Raw genomic sequence first — 16,819 nt, 5'->3', positions numbered from 1 at the left:
CCGGCTCAGCCGGCGCTCGCCAGTGGATAGGAGCGATAGCTGGTCAGCACCGCGCTCGGTTCCCGCTGTGGCGCCGCGAGCGCGGTCAACTCCGGGAAGCGGTCGAACAGGGCGAGCAGGCCCGACCGGATCTGCATGCGGGCCAGCGGGGCGCCCAGACAGACGTGCGGGCCGAACCCGAAGCCCAGGTGGCCGGTCGGCGGCCGGGCCAGATCGAGCCGATCGGGATCGGCGAACACCGCCGGGTCCCGGTTGGCGGCCGCCAAGCCGAGCAGGATCGGGGCACCGGGGTCGATCACGGTGTCACCCACGTCGATCGGAGCTTCGGCCACCCGGGAGATCATCTGGGCCGGGCTGATCAGCCGGACCAGCTCATCGACGGCGTGCGGGGCCGCCAGCAGCTGCCGTTGCCCGGGGTTGTCGATCAGCAGCGCCACCGCCCCGGTGAGTACGGCGGTGGTGGTGTCGTGCCCGGCCGAGAGCAGGAAGATGGCGTTGTGCAGCAGTTCGTCATCCGACAGCGGCAGGCCGCTGGTGGCCACCACCGACAGCAGGTCATGGCCGGGGTCGGTGCGGCGCAGCTCCAGTAGGTCGGCGAGCAGGGCCTTCATCCCGGCGGCGGCGTCGTCGGCGGCGGTGAACACCGAGCGGGGTGCGGCCGGTTCCAGGGCTGCGATCAGTGCCATCGACCAGGCCGCCAGATTGTCTAGTTCGCTGTCGGGAACCCCCAGCAGGGTGGCGATCATCCCCAACGGCAACGGTTTGGCGAATTCGGCTACCAGGTCGAAACCTTCCGCGTCCAGCCCGGCCGCCAATGTCCTTGCCCGGGCGGCGACTTGTGGCTCGAAGGAGGCCAGCGCTCGCGGGGTGAACGCCCGCGACAGCGGGGCCCGCAGCCGGCGGTGATCGTCGCCGGAGCGGTAGAACAGGTTGTGCTCCACATGGGTCAGATACGGCCGACCCGGTTCGAGCTTGCCGCGGTAAAGGTTTCGCCGGTCGGTGCCGGCCCGTTCGTCGCGCAGCACCGCCAGCACGTCGGCATGGCGGGTGAGCACCCACAGGCCCTGACGGTTGCGGTGCACCGGGTCGGCGGCGGCGAACCGGCGCTGATACGTCAGCGGATCGGCATGCAGCTCCGGATCGCGGAAGTCGAAGTCGAGCATGTCCTCAGGTGCGTTCCGCGATCCAGGACGCCACCAGGTCCGCGCAGACGCCCCGGCTGTCCGCCGGCTGCTGCAGGTAGTGGTCGCCGGCGATGAAATGCAATTGTTTGTCGGTGCTGGCCAGCGAGTCGTGGATGTGGTGGGCGTCGCTGGGGAACACGCCGGTGTCGGAGGTGCCCTGAATCACCAAGGACGGCAACGTGATCCGGCCCAAATGCGGGGCGCCCTGGCAGAACGAGGTTTGCAGGCTCCACATCGACAACCAGGTCCGCAGCGTGCAATGCGCGGCGATGTTGTACGGCGCGCGGTTGGCCCGCCGCGGATCCCCCAGGTAGCACTGGTTCAGCGGGCGGTCCGACGGGTCGATCGCGGGATCCAGGTAGCGCAGGTCCGCCCAGACCCGATGCACCGAGAAGGACCGGTCGTAGGTCCCGGCTGCCTTCAGCCGAGTCAACTCAGCCTGCGCCCATGCGGTAATCCGGTCGTTGCGGTCCCGCTGGGCCTGGCGGTAGCGGGCGATGAATTCCGGGGTGTAGGGCGGCGTGTTGTGTTCGGCGTACATGTCCAGGTCCGGGTCGCAGGACAGTGGGTCGAATTCGTCGGTCACCGACGGATCCATCCAGGCGGTCAGCACCTCCGGGCGTCCGGCGTGTGCCTGGGTGGAGACGTACAGGTCGCCCGGCGGCAGCGCGTTGACCGCATCGGGCACCGGCCCGCCCCCGACCGCGGTGATGTGCGGGTCGACGGCCTGCGACTGGTAGGCCGCCATCAGCGATCCGCCGCCGGAGTTGCCCAGCAGCACCACCACCTCGACGCCCTGCTCGCGCAGCCAGGTCACGCCGGCGGCGATGTCCAGCAGGGCGTGTTCGAGCAAGAACAGCGACTCGCCACTGCGGTACCGGGTGTTCCAGCCCAGAAAGCCGAAACCGCGTTCGGCCAGCAGCGGCGCCAGGTAATGCTCGGCGAAGTCGACGTTGTAGTGGCTGGCGATGACCGCCACTTTCGGCGTGACGCCGGCCGGGGTCCAGTACAGGCCCTGCGCCGGGTGATACCCGGCCGGGTTCACCGCTCCCGATGCCGAAGTGAGCGAAACGAATTCACGCGTTACCGCCACTGCACTACTCCTTTGGTCAAGAACCATCCTCGCGCCAGCTCACCGAGCGGTACCAGGTGTCGGTGAGCGTTTTGATCGCCGCCTCGTCGTCGAGTTCGCGGCCCGCGACGTCGCCGCCGGCCACCAGCCAGATGTAGGTGAAGTGGTTGAGCATGGCGACGATGGCGGACCCGACCAGCTCCGGGTCCGCGTCGGACGCATAGCCTTTGCGCTGGGCCATCCGCACCGTCTGCGCCACCCAGTCGATCGCGTCGGCGCACATCTCCCGCCAGCGCCGGGCGAACTCGTCGTTGATCATCGCCAACTGGAAGACCCCGACCATGACCCCGCGGTGTTCGCGGTAGGTCTCCCAGTGCGCCCGCACCGATTCCTCGATGATCTGCCGCAGATCCTGGCCCGGGTGCAACGCCTGCACCGCACGGCTTTTGGCCACGGCCCGGAAGTCCTCGGCCAGCGAGGCCAACAAGTCTTCTTTGGACTCGAAGTAGTGGTAGAACGACGCCGGCGAGCGCCGTGCCGTCGAGGTGATGTCGGTGATCGTCGTCTTGAAGAAACCCTTACGGGCGATCACCTCGCGCGCCGCCTGCTCCAGGCGGGCCTGGGTGTCGCGGCCCCGGACGGTGGGACGGTTGACCGCCGACGTCCCGGGCCTCATGCCGGTTCCGTTGCATGCAGGTCGGCCACCAACTCGGCCAGCCGGCGTTCGCCATCCGGCGTCTGGCCTCCGGCGTCGAGGAAGCGTTGCATCTTCGCCGATGCCGCACCGCGGCCGAGCACCCGGGCGAATTCGGAGCGCTCCACCGCCAGGCCCGCGGCGACATCCGAGGCGGCCAGGGTGGCCTTGACTGCGGCGATGTCCGCCAACGGTACCGACGCGACGCGCGCCACCAACCGGTCCAGGAACGGCGCGACGTCGCCCGCGTCCAGGGCCCGGTTGACCAGCCCGTAGCGTTCGGCCCGCTCGGCGTCCAGATCGTCGTGGCCGAGGATGACCTCCAGCGCCCGGCCCCGCCCCAGCAGCCGATGCAGGTGTTGTGGACCCGAACCGGCCGGAATGACCCCGATCCCGGTCTCGACCTGGTTGAACACCGCCCGGCCGGCGACCGCGAACCTCAGATCGAGGTTGACCAGCAGCTCCATCCCGCCGCCGGCCACCCGCCCGGCGACCACTCCGATGGTGACCTGGTCGAGCGCCCGGAACGCGCCGACCAGGTCCTGGAACGAGCCGACCGCGGCTTCGGGGTCCGTCGCCGACGCCTGCAACAGCGCCAGGTCGACGTGGGCGATGAAGAACTCCGGGTTGGCGCTTTCCAGCACTACTACCCGGACGTGATCGCCCGCGGCCCGCAGCCATTTCACCAGCCGCCACAGGTCGCCCATCATTGCGGCGTCCATCAGGTTGATCTCGCCGTGGTCGATGAGTACCCGGGCCACCGGCCCGTCCTGGGTGACGGTGAGTGTCGTCAGCGAATCGAGGCCCATGTGTGGCCTGCTCAGCCGAGCTGGGTGGTGGTCGAGCTTGATGTGACCACCTTGGGGTCGGCCGCCCGCTCGGTGCTGGTCAACAGCGCCAGCGCCTGCTTGCGGTCGGGCTCGAAACCGGGTGTGTCCCGGCACAATTCGACCATGATGCCGTTGGGGTCCAGGTAGTACAGCGAGTGGCACCAGCCGTGGTCGACGTCCATCAACGCCTGGACCCCGGCCGCGTCCATCCGGGCCCGGACTTCGTTCTGCTTTTCCTCGGTGGCTCGGAAGGCCACGTGGTTCACCCACACCGGCAGGCCGTTCGGGCGGGACAACGAGCTCGACCAGTCGGGTTTCTCCCCGACGCCGTGCAGGTCGAAGAACGCGATGCACGAGCCGTCGCCGAGGTCGTAGAACACGTGCCGGAAGTAGCCGTCCTGCAGGCGTTCAACCTCGGTGTGCACCAGCGGGAACCCCAACAGGTCCTCGTAGAAATGATGCGTCGCTGCCAGGTCGGCGCAGGCGTAGGCCGCGTGGTGCAGGCCGACGGCCGGTTTGCTGGGCGTCACGGGGGATCTCCTCCTGGCCGGGTCGGGGCGACGGCGTCACCGTAACACCGATCCGAATATAAACCCAGATTCGAATCTGAACCCTCTCGACAACGTCGCTAGAACGTGTTCTAGTTCTTGGCATGTCGAACCCGCAGTTCAGCCGCGCGGAGCTCGCGGCAGCATTCGAGACCTTCGAGCAGACCGTCGCCCGTGCCGCCGAGACCAAGGACTGGGACGCCTGGGTCGGCCACTACACCCCCGACGTCGAGTACGTCGAGCACGCCATGGGCACCATGCACGGTCGCGACGAGGTGCGGCCCTGGATCCGGCAGACCATGTCGACGTTCCCGGGTAGCTATATGACCGAGTTCCCGGCGCTGTGGTCGGTGATCGACGAGGACAGCGGACGCATCATCTGCGAACTGGACAATCCGATGCGCGATCCCGGCGACGGCACCGTCATCAGCGCCACCAACATCTCGATCATCACCTACGCCGGCGACGGGCTGTGGAGCCGTCAGGAGGACATCTACAACCCGCTGCGCTTCGTCGCCGCGACCATGAAGTGGTGTCGCAAGGCCCAAGAGCTGGGCACCCTGGACGACGAGGCGGCCGCCTGGATGCAGCAGTTCGGAGGCAATGCGTGAACGCCCACCCCAAGCTGGTCATCGGCGCCAACGGCTTCCTGGGCTCGCACGTCACCCGCCGCCTGGTCGACGCCGGTGAGGACGTGCGGGTGATGGTGCGTCCGACCGCCAACACCATCGGGATCGACGATCTCGACGTCACCCGGTTCCACGGTGACGTCTTCGACTCGGCCACCCTGCGTGAAGCGATGACCGGCTGCGACGACATCTACTACTGCGTCGTCGACACCCGGGCCTGGCTGCGCGACCCAGCCCCGCTGTTCCGCACCAACGTCGAAGGCCTGCGCAACGTGCTCGAAGTGGCGATCGAAGAGCCGATCGCGGCCGGCCTCCGCCGATTCGTATTCACCAGCAGCTATGTCACCGTCGGCCGTCGGCACGGACACGTCGCCACCGAGGCCGACCAGATCGACCGTCGCCGCCTCACCCCCTACGTGCAGTCCCGGGTGCAGGCCGAAGACCTGGTGCTGCGGTATGCGGCCGACGCCGGCCTGCCGGCGGTGGCGATGTGCGTATCGAGCACCTACGGCGACGGCGACTGGGGCCGCACCCCGCACGGCGCGTTCATCGCCGGCGCCGTCTACGGCCGACTGCCGTTCGTGATGGACGGCATCCGGGTGGAGGCCGTCGGCGTCGACGACGCGGCGCAGGCGCTGATCCTGGCCGCCGCGCACGGCCGTAACGGGGAGCGGTATCTGATCTCCGAGCGCATGATTACCAACGCCGAGATCATCGCGATCGCGGCCGACGAGGCTGGGGTGGCGCCGCCGGCGCGGTCGATCTCGGTGCCGGTGCTCTATGCCCTGGGCGCGCTCGGCGCGCTGAAGGCCCGGCTGGGCGGCAAGGACGCCGAGCTGTCGCTGAAATCCGTCCGGATGATGCGCGCGGAGTTCGAGGTCGACAACTCCAAGGCGGTGCGCGAGCTCGGCTGGAAGCCTCGGCCGGTGGAGGAATCGATCCGGGAGGCGGCGCGTTTTTGGTTGAAACTGCGCGCTGCACGGAAGCGAGGAACCGCCGCATGACCGAACGACCCGTTCACACCCCGACCGCCGAATACCCGATCACCGTGGCCCCGACCGGCCGGCACGTCACCGTGCGCATCGGCGGCGAAGTCATCGCCGACACCGACGCCGCACTGACCCTGCAGGAATCGACGCGCCCTGCGGTGCACTACATCCCGATGGCCGACGTCAGAAGCGATCTGCTGACCCGCACGGCGACCACCAGTTACTGCCCGTTCAAGGGCGACGCCGCTTACTACACGGTGACCACCGCCGCGGGGCAGACCGTCGCCGATGCGATCTGGACCTATGAGCAGCCGTTTGACGCGGTCGCCGCGATCGCCGGGCACGTCGCCTTCTACCCGGACAAGGCCGACATCAGCGTCGACGGAACTTAGATTCCCAGCACCTCGGCCGCAAAGCGCGTCTCGGTGTACTCGCGCACCGACACGATCCGGCCGTCGTGGGTGTCGACGATGAACACCAGCGGGCTGTCGTAGTGGCCCCCGTCGGCGGTGACGCAGTCACCCTGCGCTTCGATCACCACGGTTTCGTCCTCGTTGATGCACCGGAGCAGATCCAGGGTGATCTGCAACCCGCGGCGGCGATGTTCCACTTGCTGGCGCAAGGCGTTCGCGTCGATCGCCTCGCGGGTCAGAATGCTCCAGTAGGTGAAGTCGTCGCTGACAAGAGTGAAAATGTCGTCCAGGTCGTCATCGCCCGAGATGCCCTGCAGGAACATCCACGCCAATTCCGCCTGCGGGTCGTCGAACGGGGTGGCCACTCCCTCATCGTGACGCGGCGACGCGGACCGGTCAACGTGCAAAAATCACAGCATCAACAGTTCACTTCGCCGTACCGTCACCTTCTCCGGGCCGGCCAGCCCAGCGCTGACCCTGTCCCCGCTGCGCCGCGGCCCCGGCGATCCCTGCCTGCAGATCGTCGACGGCGCCATCTGGCGGACCAGCCTGATGCCCAGCGGTCCGGTGACCGCGCGGATCACCCGGGCGGCGCCCGGCGCGGTGGACTGCCAGGCGTGGGGCGCCGGCGCCGCGGAGTTCCTCGACGGCGCCCCGGGGTTGTTGGGCGCCGACGACGACACGTCGGGCTTCGCACCGACCGAGCCGACGGTGGCCGCTGCGCACCGGCGCCTGCCGCACCTGCGGCTGGGCCGCACGCAGCGGGTGCTCGAAGCGCTCATCCCGGCCGTCCTCGAACAGCGGGTGCCGGGCACCGATGCTTTCCGGGCCTGGCGGGTGCTGGTCACCGAGTTCGGGGCACCGGCGCCCGGTCCCGCGCCGGCGCGGATGCGAGTGCCGCCGCCGGCCGAGGTGTGGCGTGCCATCCCGTCGTGGAAGTTCCACCGCGCCAACGTCGACGGCGGCCGGGCCCGCACCGTCGTCAGCTGCGCGCAGCGGGCGTCGTCGCTGGAACGACTGGTGGACCGGCCGGCGGCCGACGCCCGTGCGGCGCTGATGTCGCTGCCCGGCGTCGGCGTGTGGACTGCGGCCGAGACGGCCCAGCGTGCCTTCGGCGACGCCGACGCGCTGTCGGTCGGCGATTACCACGTCGCGAAGATGGTCGGCTGGACGTTGCTCGGCCATCCGATCGACGACGACGCCATGATCGACCTGCTGGAGCCGATGCGCCCGCACCGGCACCGGGTGGTGCGGTTGCTGATCGAGAGCGGGCTGGCCGTCGAGCCGCGGCGGGGACCGCGGCTGGCGGTGCAGCGGATCAGCTCGCTGTGAACGGCTGTTCGGGGAGTCGGGCGCTCGCGGCGGCGAACCGGCCCGAATCGAGTGCGTCAAGCAACTGGCCGGATATCCACTCGATCGCTGCACTGTCGCGCGGCAGCAGCGCCTGCTCGTAGCCGACTAGCAGGTACATCGCCCAGCTGGCGAAAAGATGCGCCGGACGCTTGGCGTTCAGGACTTGCAGCGCCGACTCGTACATGATGTCGAAGCGTTGCCGGTCCACCTCGGCCTGCACCGCGTGCACCGCCGGATCCGCCGAGCTCCAGGCCCGGATCGCGGCCTCCGCCCCGTGCGGCAGTGCCAGCGCGATCTGGATCAGATTGACGATCCGTTCGCGCGGGTCGGGGAGGGCCCGCACGAACTCCACGTGCGCGACGGTGCGCGCCTCCAGCCAGTGTTGCACCAGGTCACGGGTGTAGACCGGCCAACTGGTGAAGTAGTGGTAAAACGAGCCCGTCGTCACCCCGAGCCGGTTGCACACCTCAGCCAACTTCAGGCCGCCGTAACCCATTTCGGACAGCACTTCGAGACCTGTCTCGAAATATGCCTGCCGGGAAAGGATCGCGCCCATAAGTAGACTTTAGTTCGCTGGCGCCCCCGGCGGCACGCATCGGCCGATACAGAAGTTAATGGACAGACACAGAAGTTAATGATCGTAATGCAGAATTTACCGACGAGTAACCGGCGCGGTGTCAGAATCTCCCCATGCAAGAAGCGGCGTTTCACCGGCTCGGGCGCCCTCGCGGCGCCAGGTCGAATGTCACCCGCGAGCGCATCGTCATCGCCGCCAGCGGTGTCTTCGGGGAGTTCGGCTATCACGCGACGACGTTTCAGGCCGTCGCGGCTCGCGCGCACCTGACCCGGCCGGCGATCAATCACTATTTCGCGAGCAAGCAGCTGCTCTACCAGGCGGTGCTGACCCGCATCGAATCGATTCTCGAGCACGCGGTCGCGCTCGCGCGCACCGAGACCGGCCTGATCGCGCGGCTGGCATCGGTGATCTACGCGTTCGCCCAACTCGGCGAAGAGGACCGCACGGCCGCGTCTTTCGCCGTGACCGCGGTGCTGGACGCGCAGCGTGACCCGGAACTGCGACTGTTGGTCGGTGATCTGCAGGGCCCCACCCGCGAATTCCTCACCGAGACGCTCACCGAGGCGATCACCAGCGGAGAACTGGTCACCGCGGCGACGGTCGCCGACCTGACCGAGACGCTGCTGGCCGTGCTGTGGGGGATCGGGTTCTACATTGCCGCACTCGGCGACCACGACGAGTCGGCCGCGGTCATCGCCTGCACCCAAGCCCTACTGGGCAACCGGCTCTGGCAGCTTCACCTGCCCAGGCCGCCGACCTCCGCCGGAAGCGGTGAATAGCTAACCTAACTTTTTCGGTAGCATGGCTTGCGACAGCACCGCCGAGCAAGCGAGGTAACCGGATGAGTTCACTGCGTACCCACGACGACACCTGGGACATCGCCACCAGCGTCGGCTCGACGGCGGTGATGGTGGCTGCTGCCCGCGCGGTCGAGAGCGACAGCCCCGATGCGCTGATCTCCGATCCCTACGCCAAACTTCTGGTCGCCCATGCCGGCACCGGCGTGTGGGAGACCCTGCTCAACGAGGCGCTGATCGACAAGCTGGAGTCCGTCGACCCCGAGATCGCCGCGGTGTATCACCACATGCGCAACTACCAGGCGGTCCGCACGCACTTCTTCGACGCCTACTTCGCCGAGGCGGTCGACGCCGGTATCCGCCAAGTGGTGATCCTGGCCTCCGGACTGGACTCGCGGGCCTACCGGCTGGACTGGCCGGCCGGCACCACGGTCTATGAGATCGACCAGCCGAAAGTCCTGGCCTACAAGGAGGCGACGCTGGCGGCCCACGACGTGACGCCGGCAGCGCAGCGCCGCGCGGTGGCCATCGACCTGCGGCAGGACTGGCCGGCCGCGCTGACCGCCGCCGGCTTCGACCCGGCGGCCGCGACGGCCTGGCTGGCCGAGGGGCTGCTGATGTATCTGCCGGCCGACGGTCAGGACCGGCTGTTCGAGCAGATCACCGCGCTCAGCGCCCCCGGCAGCCGGATCGCGGCAGAGACCGCGGCCAACCACGCCGACGAGCGGCGTCAGGAGATGTCGGAGCGGTTCAAGAAGGTCGCCGAGCAGATCGGCCTGGACCAGACCGTGGACGTGCAGGACCTGATCTACCACGACGAGGACCGCGCGGCGGTGTCCGAGTGGCTCAACGGCCACGGCTGGCGCGCCACCGCACAGCACTCCACCGCGGAGATGCGCCGCCTGGATCGCTGGGTGAACGTGCCGATGGGCGACGACAGCGATGCGTTCGCGGAGTTCGTCACCGCGGTGCGCGGATAGCAGCTTCGCCTCTCCTGCGTCGAGGCTTGCTAACCGCCTCCTGGCCGGGGCGGCGTGGGGTAGGAATGGGGTATGACCAGCATCGCTACCGGCGTCGCGGACACCGTCACCAAACTCCGCGAAACGTTCGCCACCGGGCGGACCCGCGACATCGACTGGCGGCGCACCCAGTTGCGCCGCCTGGAGCAGTTGATGACCGAGAACGAGGAGCGGATCGCCGACGCCCTGGCGACTGACCTCGACCGCAAACCGTTCGAGGCCTGGCTGGCCGACAGCGCCGGCACCGCCGCCGAGGCCCGTTATGCGGCCAAACACGTCAAGAAGTGGACTCGCCGCCGCCACCGCCTCCTCGAACTGGCCCAGCTGCCCGGCCGCGGCTGGGTCGAGTACGAGCCGTACGGTACGGTGCTGATCATCGGCGCCTGGAACTTCCCGTTCTATCTCACGTTGGGCCCCCTGGTGGGTGCCCTCGCCGCGGGAAACACTGTGGTGCTCAAGCCATCCGAGATCGCACCGGCCTCCTCGCGGTTGATGGCCGAGCTCGTGCCGCGCTACCTGGACACCGAGGCGATCGCGGTGGTGGAGGGCGACGGAGCGGTGAGCCAGGAGCTGATCGCCCAGGGCTTCGACCGGGTGATGTTCACCGGTGGGACCGAGATCGGTCGCAAGATCATGGCCGGGGCGGCCGAACACCTGACCCCGGTCACCCTCGAACTGGGCGGCAAGAGTCCGTGCATCGTGGCCGCCGACGCCGACATCGACGTCGCGGCCAAGCGGATCGCCTGGACCAAGCTGCTGAACTCGGGCCAGACCTGCGTGGCCCCGGACTACGTGCTGGCCGACGCCACGATCCGCGACGAACTCGTCGCTAAGATCGGCGAGGCCATCATCGGCTTCCGCTCCGAGGAACCGCACGGCATGAAGATCGTCAACGAGCGGCAATTCAACCGTCTCACAAGCTATTTGACGGCAACTAAGGGCGCGGTGGCGCTCGGCGGCGGCACGGATGCCGCCTCACTGCGGATCGAGCCGACCGTGATCGTCGACCCCGACCCGGCCGAGGCGTTGATGACCAACGAGATCTTCGGCCCCATCCTGCCGGTGATCACCGTCGCCTCCATCGAGGACGCCATCGCGTTCGTCAACGCCCGGCCCAAGCCGCTGGCCGCGTACCTGTTCACCAAGACCCGGGCGGTCCGGGAGAAGGCGATCAACCGGGTGCCCTCCGGCGGGATGCTGGTCAACCACCTGGTGTTCCAGGTGTCCACCGCCAAGCTGCCGTTCGGTGGGGTCGGGCCGTCCGGGATGGGGGCCTACCACGGCCGGTGGGGCTTCGAGGAGTTCAGCCACCGCAAGACGGTGCTGACCAAGCCGACCCGACCCGATGTCAGCGCGATGATCTACCCGCCGTATACAGAGAAGGCCTGGAAATTGGCGCGGAGGCTTTTCTAGGGGCTGTTTTATCGTGGCGATCGAATCGAGGAAGGAAACTCATGCCCGGAGTGCAAGATCGTGTTGTCGTCGTCACCGGAGCCGGTGGAGGCTTGGGCCGTGAATACGCCCTGACCCTGGCCCGTGAGGGAGCCAGTGTGGTGGTCAACGACCTCGGCGGTGCCCGCGACGGCACCGGCGCCGGACACAACATGGCCGACCAGGTGGTCGCCGAGATCAAGGAGGCCGGCGGGCGGGCCGTCGCCAACTACGACAGCGTCGCCGACGCCGACGGTGCGGCCAACATCATCAAGACCGCGATCGACGAGTTCGGCAAGGTCGACGGGGTGGTCAGCAACGCCGGCATCCTGCGCGACGGCACCTTCCACAAGATGACCTTCGACAACTGGAATGCCGTGCTGCAGGTGCACCTCTACGGCGGGTACAACGTGGTCCGGGCCGCCTGGCCGCACTTCCGCGAGCAGAGCTTCGGCCGGGTCGTGGTCGCCACCTCCACCAGCGGACTGTTCGGCAACTTCGGGCAGGCCAACTACGGGGCCGCCAAGCTCGGCCTGGTCGGCATGATCAACACCCTGGCCATCGAGGGCGCCAAGTACAACATCAAGGCCAACGCGATCGCCCCGATCGCCGCCACCCGGATGACCGAGGACATCCTGCCGCCGGAGGTGCTCGAGAAGCTCAAGCCCGAGTACGTCGCACCGGTGGTCGCCTACCTGTGCACCGAGGAGGTCCCCGAGACCGGTTCGGTGATCATCGCCGGCGGCGGCAAGGTGCAGCGCGCGGCGCTGTTCGAGAACGCCGGCGCCAACTTCGACAACCCGCCGTCGGTTGATGACGTCGCGGCGCAGTGGTCGACGATCGCCGACCTGTCGGAGGCCAAGTCGGCCAGCTTCTCGCTGCAGTAGGCGAGCTGTTCAGAAGCCGAGGCCGGCGAAAATGGCGTTGATCTCCGAGATCGTGTTCGTGATGAGCTGGACCTCGAAACCGGCCGCCAGCGTGTAGATCGCGGTGTTGGCCGCGAGCGGCAGACCGAAGGCATCGAGCAGATCACCGTTTTGCAGGTTGGCGGTGAGCAGGCTCAGGTCGTAGGACGGCACGCTGGTGAGCAGGGCGTTGGCGATGTCCGACGTCCCCGACAGCGCGCCGTTGATCGCCGAGGTCACGCTGGTGAACGCGTCGATGATGTCGGACAACGACGGCAGGGTCGTCACCGCGGTGTGGGTGACGGTGTCGGCGACCGCGGGGGAGAACGCCGCCATCAGTGACGCCGGATCGGCCAGGTCGGCCTGGAACGCCTGCCAGCCCTGCTCGACCCGGTCGACGAGATCGTTGAACACCGTCGTCGGGTCGACGTCGGGGAACAGCCCGAACGGGGTGGCCACGTTGGCCGGTGCCGTCGAGTAGCCGAAGTCGCCGTCGCCGTAGCCGAGGTTGATCAGGTACGTCAGGGCCGGACCCAGCAGATCCTGCAGCGGTTTCGGCAGCAGCGCCACCAGCGGTGCGGTCTGGTCGATCATGTAGTAATCGGTGAGGCTGCCCGGCGTGCCGAGCGACTCCGAGCCGGGCAGCAGGTGCGCGTCGGCGATCTGCTCGGGTGTCGGGCCGCTGCCGTCCACGCCGCCGTTCAGGTAGGTGCCGTGCAGCGTCCGGATGCCCAGGAAGGCGTTCAGGTCGGCCAGGAAGTTCAGCGGGTAGCGGGGGAAGTCGGTGAAGCCGTCGTACTCCATCGAGTAGATCGTGGTCTGGAAGGCATCCGACGGGGTCACGCTGTCGAAGCTGAAGCCCAGGCTCGGCAGGTTCAGCGGCAACGCGTGCGTCTCGCCGGACGTCGTCTCGAAGCCGCTGAAGCGCTCCAAAATGCCGCCGTTGGGGGCACTGGGATCACCGATTAGCAGGAACTGTACGGGCGAGCTGCCGAGGCCTTCGCCCTGGAGCTTCTCCATCTCCAGGCTGGCGATGGTCGCGCTCTGCGAGTACCCGAACACGGTGGTGGTGGCTCCGGCCGCATTGTTGGCCTTGATCCAGTCGTCCAGAATCGTCAGGCCCTGGCCCACCGAGGTGGTCTGCGAGGGAAAGCCGCTGGCGTCGTTGGGGTAGTTGAAGCGCAACACGTTGATGCCGTCGAGCGGGTAGAGCCCCTCCGGCGTGAAGACGCCGTTCGCGAGCACCCCGGGGTAAGTGGTGCCGGGATAGATGGGATGCAGCGGATTGTCGATGTAGAGCCCGTTCGCAGCATCCACATAGCCGGCTCCGGGGATGGGTACGCCGCTGCCGCCGATCACCAGCCCGATCGACGGGACGGGGGGATCGCCGGCGGTGAGCCGCACGGCCCGCGACTGCACGTCTGGCGATGCTATCGGGCTGACCGCGACGACGCCGGCGCCGAGCAGGGCGCAGCCGATCATCTGATAGGGGCGGTGTGCAAGTTTCATGAGAAACCCCCTAGATAAACCTAGGTACCGACGTTAACTTTCCGGCTAGCCGGTGGCAAGGGGGAATTTCGGCGCGATTCCTAGCCGAGCAGCGCGGCGCGCAGACCCTCCCGCTCGGCATCGGTAACCCCGCAGGCATGCAGGAAGCCCTCCAGCGAGCCGAAGTTCTGCTCGATCGAGCGGTGCGCGGCGTCGAGATAGTCGGCGCGTACGCCGAGCACCTCGTCGGAGAGCCGGGCCTCGGTGAAAGTCAGCACCTCCGGGGTGATCTCGTCTTCGGCCCGCTGCCGGATCATGTCCATGATCCGGTCGCGCAAGACCGGTACCGCGGCGTTGCTGCGCAGGTAGTCGGCCACCACCGCGTCCCGGGCCACTCCGGCGGCCTGCAGCACCACCGCGACGACGAACCCGGTGCGGTCCTTGCCCGCGAAACAGTGCGCCAGCACCGGCCGGCCGGCCGCCAGCAGCGATACCACCTGTTGCACCGCCCGGCGGGATCCGCCGAGGGTGGGGAAACGCTGGTACTCCTCGAGCATGTAGCGGGCGGCGACGTCGGCGGACGAGTCCGCGTCGGGCTTCTCGGCCATCATCTTGCGGAAGACGTCCTCGTGCGGCGACGAGCTGTCCGGCGACTGATCGCCGGCCAGGTCGGGGAAGGGCAGCAGATGGATATCGACTCCGTCGGGCACCAGTCCCGGTCCGCGACGTGTCACCTCCCGCGGGGACCGCAGGTCGGCGACATCGGAGACCCCGATCCGCAGCAGCTGTTCGCGGCCGCGATCGTCGAGGCGACTCAGCTCGCTGGACCGAAACAGCCGGCCCGGGCGCAGCGCGCCGGTGGTCTGGGAAACATCGCGAAAATTCCACGCCCCGGGCAGTTCCGGTTGGGAGGTCACGTGGCCACGATAAGACACGGCGCGGACGGCCCCGCCGAGAGACGCAATGACCCCCGATCCTGAGACGGATCGGGGGCCGGTGCGTGCGCTCGTGTGATCAGATCGGCGGGTAGTTCGGCGGGGGGTAACCACCGCCTCCGTCGACACCCCGCAAACCCCAGGTCAGGTACTTGAAGAAGAACTCAGCCTCGTCGGTAATCTCGTAATCCGGATTCGGATCGTAACCGTAACCAGGACCCATGTCATCAACCCCTCAGCTTGGATTCCACCAGTTTAGTCGGCTCGTCAACGGTCCGACCCCGGACTGCATAGAATCCTTCCAACCAGTTGATTGAGACCGGATGACTCCGGCGGCCGGATAGCGAGGGCGCATGCCAAACGACAAGGGCGGGTCAGGGAACTCCGCCCACGGGCCCTCCCGCCGCGAGGAATTGCTCGCGGTCGCCACCAAGCTTTTCGCCGCCCGCGGCTACCACGGCACCCGGATGGACGACGTTGCCGACGTGGTCGGTCTCAACAAGGCGACCGTCTACCACTACTACGCGAGCAAGTCGCTGATCCTCTACGACATCTATCAGCGGGCCGCCGAACGCACGCTGGCCGCCGTACACGACGACCCGTCCTGGACCGCGCGCGAGGCGCTCTACCAGTACACCGTGCGCCTGCTCGACCAGATCGCCGCCAACCCCGAGGGCGCGGCGGTCTACTTCCAGGAGCAGCCCTACATCAGCGAGTGGCTCACCGAGGAACAGGTCGCCGAGATCCGGGAGAAGGAGACCCAGGTCTATGAGCACGTGCACGGCCTGATCGACCGGGGTATCGCCAGCGGCGAGTTCTATCAGTGCGATTCGCACGTGCTGGCGCTCGGCTACATCGGCATGACGCTGGGGGCCTACCGCTGGCTGCGGCCCAGCGGCCGGCGCAGCGCCAAGGAGATCGCCGCGGAGTTCAGTACGGCGCTGCTGCGCGGGCTGATCCGCGACGAGGCGATCCGCGTCGAATCGCCGCTCGGTAACGGCGAGCCGGGGGTCGCTAAGCAGCCGGCTCTTTGAGGTTGCGGTCCAGGAACTCGATCTGGTCGGCGACCACCCGCTCGAACGCGTCGCCGACGTAGATGTCGAAGTGCCCCTCGGGGTACCGCTTGACCGTTCCGCGCGGAGCCTTGGCCGCGTAACGCAGGGTGGGGCCCGCCGGGGCGACCGAGTCGGTGTCGCAGACGCAGAACAGGATCGGGCAGGTCACCTTGGCCGCCAGACGGCCGGGGCGGTAGGCGATGACCTTCATGCCCAACCGCGCGGCGACTTCGTTGCGCACCGGCTGCCCCTCCGGCATCAGCTTCAGGTAGCCCGGGTAGGCGTCCGGCGTGGTCATCAGCGCGACCTCCCCGGGGCGGCCGGCGGTGGCCACCATCACCGGCGGATTGCCGAGCCGGGCCGCGGCCAGGTCACGCAGGGCCAGCAGGCTGATCCGCGCGGTGGTCAGCGGCGGAATCGTGCGGGCCGAGGCGATTCCGTCGGTGAACGGGCACTGCGCCACCACCGCCGCCACCCGTAGCCGTGCCGCGGTGGCGATGACGTGTCCACCGCTGAACGAGGTGCCCCACAAGCCGATCCGGGCCGGGTCGATTCCGGCCAGGGTGTGGGCGAAGTCGACCGCTGCGGCCCAGTCGGCCAACTGCAGGCCCACGTCGAGCAGTTGGCGCGGCGCGCCGTCGCTGTCACCGAAGTTGCGATAGTCGAAGACCAGGCAGGCGTAACCGGCCGCGGCGAACCGCTCGGCGTAGGCGTCCAGGCGCATGGTGCGTACCGCACCCAGTCCGTGCGCCATGACCAGCAGCGGCGCCCCGTTCGGGCCGGTGCCGTCGGGCCGGTACAGCCACGCGCTGACCGAGTCTTTGCCGGATCGGAAGGTGACGTCTTCGCGGGAAGCCATACGGAGAAAGGTAGCGCGGCGTGTGGTAGACCGGGGCGGTG

20 protein-coding genes are annotated in these 16,819 nt (G+C 68.3%); 9 read left to right on the top strand and 11 right to left on the bottom strand.

Features of this window, described 5'->3' with window-relative positions; genetic code table 11:
• Positions 1 to 5: 5 nt before the first annotated feature.
• Genes A5771_RS17040 through A5771_RS17020 form a run of 5 tightly spaced genes read right to left on the bottom strand, consistent with a single transcriptional unit; the run spans position 6 to position 4,310 of the window.
• On the bottom strand, positions 6 to 1,163 hold the full coding sequence (locus tag A5771_RS17040; RefSeq protein ID WP_064856369.1) for a cytochrome P450: 1,158 nt from the start codon (positions 1,161 to 1,163) through the stop codon (positions 6 to 8).
• Positions 1,164 to 1,167: 4 nt separating this feature from the next.
• Positions 1,168 to 2,304 (bottom strand): hypothetical protein, encoded by a 1,137-nt coding sequence (locus A5771_RS17035; protein WP_064856368.1) that lies wholly within the window; start codon positions 2,302 to 2,304, stop codon positions 1,168 to 1,170.
• Entirely contained in the window at positions 2,294 to 2,932 is a 639-nt protein-coding gene (locus A5771_RS17030; protein ID WP_064856367.1) for a TetR/AcrR family transcriptional regulator, read from the bottom strand. The genes A5771_RS17035 and A5771_RS17030 overlap by 11 nt, the downstream gene beginning before the upstream one ends.
• Positions 2,929 to 3,759, bottom strand: coding sequence for an enoyl-CoA hydratase/isomerase family protein (locus A5771_RS17025; protein ID WP_064856366.1), 831 nt, complete (start codon positions 3,757 to 3,759; stop codon positions 2,929 to 2,931). Before A5771_RS17025 ends, A5771_RS17030 begins: the two co-directional genes overlap by 4 nt.
• A gap of 11 nt (positions 3,760 to 3,770) precedes the next feature.
• Positions 3,771 to 4,310 carry a VOC family protein gene (locus tag A5771_RS17020; protein ID WP_064856365.1) on the bottom strand — a complete coding sequence of 180 codons (540 nt, stop codon included), beginning with the start codon at positions 4,308 to 4,310 and terminating at the stop codon, positions 3,771 to 3,773.
• A gap of 122 nt (positions 4,311 to 4,432) precedes the next feature.
• Here A5771_RS17020 and A5771_RS17015 point away from each other — a divergent pair, with 122 nt between their 5' ends.
• Genes A5771_RS17015 through A5771_RS17005 form a run of 3 tightly spaced genes read left to right on the top strand, consistent with a single transcriptional unit; the run spans position 4,433 to position 6,338 of the window.
• On the top strand, positions 4,433 to 4,939 hold the full coding sequence (locus A5771_RS17015; RefSeq protein ID WP_064856364.1) for a nuclear transport factor 2 family protein: 507 nt from the start codon (positions 4,433 to 4,435) through the stop codon (positions 4,937 to 4,939).
• On the top strand, positions 4,936 to 5,961 hold the full coding sequence (locus A5771_RS17010) for an NAD-dependent epimerase/dehydratase family protein (RefSeq protein WP_064856363.1): 1,026 nt from the start codon (positions 4,936 to 4,938) through the stop codon (positions 5,959 to 5,961). Before A5771_RS17015 ends, A5771_RS17010 begins: the two co-directional genes overlap by 4 nt.
• The gene (locus A5771_RS17005; protein WP_064856362.1) at positions 5,958 to 6,338 is read left to right on the top strand and encodes a DUF427 domain-containing protein; all 381 of its coding nucleotides are present in this window, start codon (positions 5,958 to 5,960) and stop codon (positions 6,336 to 6,338) included. Before A5771_RS17010 ends, A5771_RS17005 begins: the two co-directional genes overlap by 4 nt.
• On the opposite strand, the gene A5771_RS17000 is transcribed toward A5771_RS17005, so the two are convergent.
• Positions 6,335 to 6,724 carry a nuclear transport factor 2 family protein gene (locus tag A5771_RS17000; protein ID WP_064856361.1) on the bottom strand — a complete coding sequence of 130 codons (390 nt, stop codon included), beginning with the start codon at positions 6,722 to 6,724 and terminating at the stop codon, positions 6,335 to 6,337. The two genes, A5771_RS17005 and A5771_RS17000, sit on opposite strands and share 4 nt — an antisense overlap.
• Positions 6,725 to 6,911: 187 nt before the next feature.
• Between A5771_RS17000 and A5771_RS16995 the strand changes: the two genes are divergently transcribed.
• Positions 6,912 to 7,691 carry a DNA-3-methyladenine glycosylase family protein gene (locus A5771_RS16995; RefSeq protein ID WP_234783091.1) on the top strand — a complete coding sequence of 260 codons (780 nt, stop codon included), beginning with the start codon at positions 6,912 to 6,914 and terminating at the stop codon, positions 7,689 to 7,691.
• Here the strand turns inward: A5771_RS16995 and A5771_RS16990 are convergent.
• Positions 7,678 to 8,268, bottom strand: a complete 591-nt coding sequence (locus tag A5771_RS16990; protein WP_064856359.1) for a TetR/AcrR family transcriptional regulator — start codon at positions 8,266 to 8,268, stop codon at positions 7,678 to 7,680. The two genes, A5771_RS16995 and A5771_RS16990, sit on opposite strands and share 14 nt — an antisense overlap.
• Before the next feature lie 134 nt (positions 8,269 to 8,402).
• On the opposite strand from A5771_RS16990, the gene A5771_RS16985 reads away from it, so the two are divergent.
• The 4 genes from A5771_RS16985 (at position 8,403) to A5771_RS16970 (ending at position 12,423) form a co-directional block, all read left to right on the top strand.
• Positions 8,403 to 9,068, top strand: coding sequence for a TetR/AcrR family transcriptional regulator (locus A5771_RS16985; RefSeq protein ID WP_064856358.1), 666 nt, complete (start codon positions 8,403 to 8,405; stop codon positions 9,066 to 9,068).
• Positions 9,069 to 9,130: 62 nt separating this feature from the next.
• Positions 9,131 to 10,066 (top strand): class I SAM-dependent methyltransferase, encoded by a 936-nt coding sequence (locus tag A5771_RS16980; RefSeq protein ID WP_064856357.1) that lies wholly within the window; start codon positions 9,131 to 9,133, stop codon positions 10,064 to 10,066.
• A 72-nt stretch (positions 10,067 to 10,138) separates the two neighbouring features.
• Positions 10,139 to 11,518 carry an aldehyde dehydrogenase family protein gene (locus A5771_RS16975; RefSeq protein ID WP_064856356.1) on the top strand — a complete coding sequence of 460 codons (1,380 nt, stop codon included), beginning with the start codon at positions 10,139 to 10,141 and terminating at the stop codon, positions 11,516 to 11,518.
• Between the two features lie 41 nt (positions 11,519 to 11,559).
• Positions 11,560 to 12,423 (top strand): SDR family oxidoreductase, encoded by an 864-nt coding sequence (locus tag A5771_RS16970; protein WP_064856355.1) that lies wholly within the window; start codon positions 11,560 to 11,562, stop codon positions 12,421 to 12,423.
• 9 nt (positions 12,424 to 12,432) lie between these two features.
• Here A5771_RS16970 and A5771_RS16965 read toward each other — a convergent pair whose 3' ends face one another.
• The 3 genes from A5771_RS16965 to A5771_RS22750 form a co-directional block, all read right to left on the bottom strand.
• Positions 12,433 to 13,950: a PE-PPE domain-containing protein gene (locus A5771_RS16965; protein WP_082947288.1), complete on the bottom strand. Its 1,518-nt coding sequence runs from the start codon at positions 13,948 to 13,950 to the stop codon at positions 12,433 to 12,435.
• Positions 13,951 to 14,030: 80 nt separating this feature from the next.
• Positions 14,031 to 14,846 carry a tyrosine-protein phosphatase gene (locus A5771_RS16960; protein ID WP_064856354.1) on the bottom strand — a complete coding sequence of 272 codons (816 nt, stop codon included), beginning with the start codon at positions 14,844 to 14,846 and terminating at the stop codon, positions 14,031 to 14,033.
• A gap of 97 nt (positions 14,847 to 14,943) precedes the next feature.
• On the bottom strand, positions 14,944 to 15,087 hold the full coding sequence (locus A5771_RS22750) for a hypothetical protein (protein WP_109401181.1): 144 nt from the start codon (positions 15,085 to 15,087) through the stop codon (positions 14,944 to 14,946).
• 130 nt (positions 15,088 to 15,217) lie between these two features.
• On the opposite strand from A5771_RS22750, the gene A5771_RS16955 reads away from it, so the two are divergent.
• Complete coding sequence (locus tag A5771_RS16955; protein WP_064856353.1) at positions 15,218 to 15,898, top strand: TetR/AcrR family transcriptional regulator; 681 nt, start codon at positions 15,218 to 15,220, stop codon at positions 15,896 to 15,898.
• Here the strand turns inward: A5771_RS16955 and A5771_RS16950 are convergent.
• Complete coding sequence (locus A5771_RS16950; RefSeq protein ID WP_064856352.1) at positions 15,879 to 16,778, bottom strand: alpha/beta hydrolase; 900 nt, start codon at positions 16,776 to 16,778, stop codon at positions 15,879 to 15,881. The genes A5771_RS16955 and A5771_RS16950 overlap by 20 nt on opposite strands.
• Between the last annotated feature and the right edge of the window lie 41 nt (positions 16,779 to 16,819).

It is taken from the genome of Mycolicibacter sinensis (assembly GCF_001667375.1).
GTDB classification, from domain to species: Bacteria; Actinomycetota; Actinomycetes; order Mycobacteriales; family Mycobacteriaceae; genus Mycobacterium; species Mycobacterium sinense_A.
The sequence above is the reverse complement of the archived record's forward strand: the minus strand, read 5'-3'. Positions and strand labels throughout refer to the sequence as shown.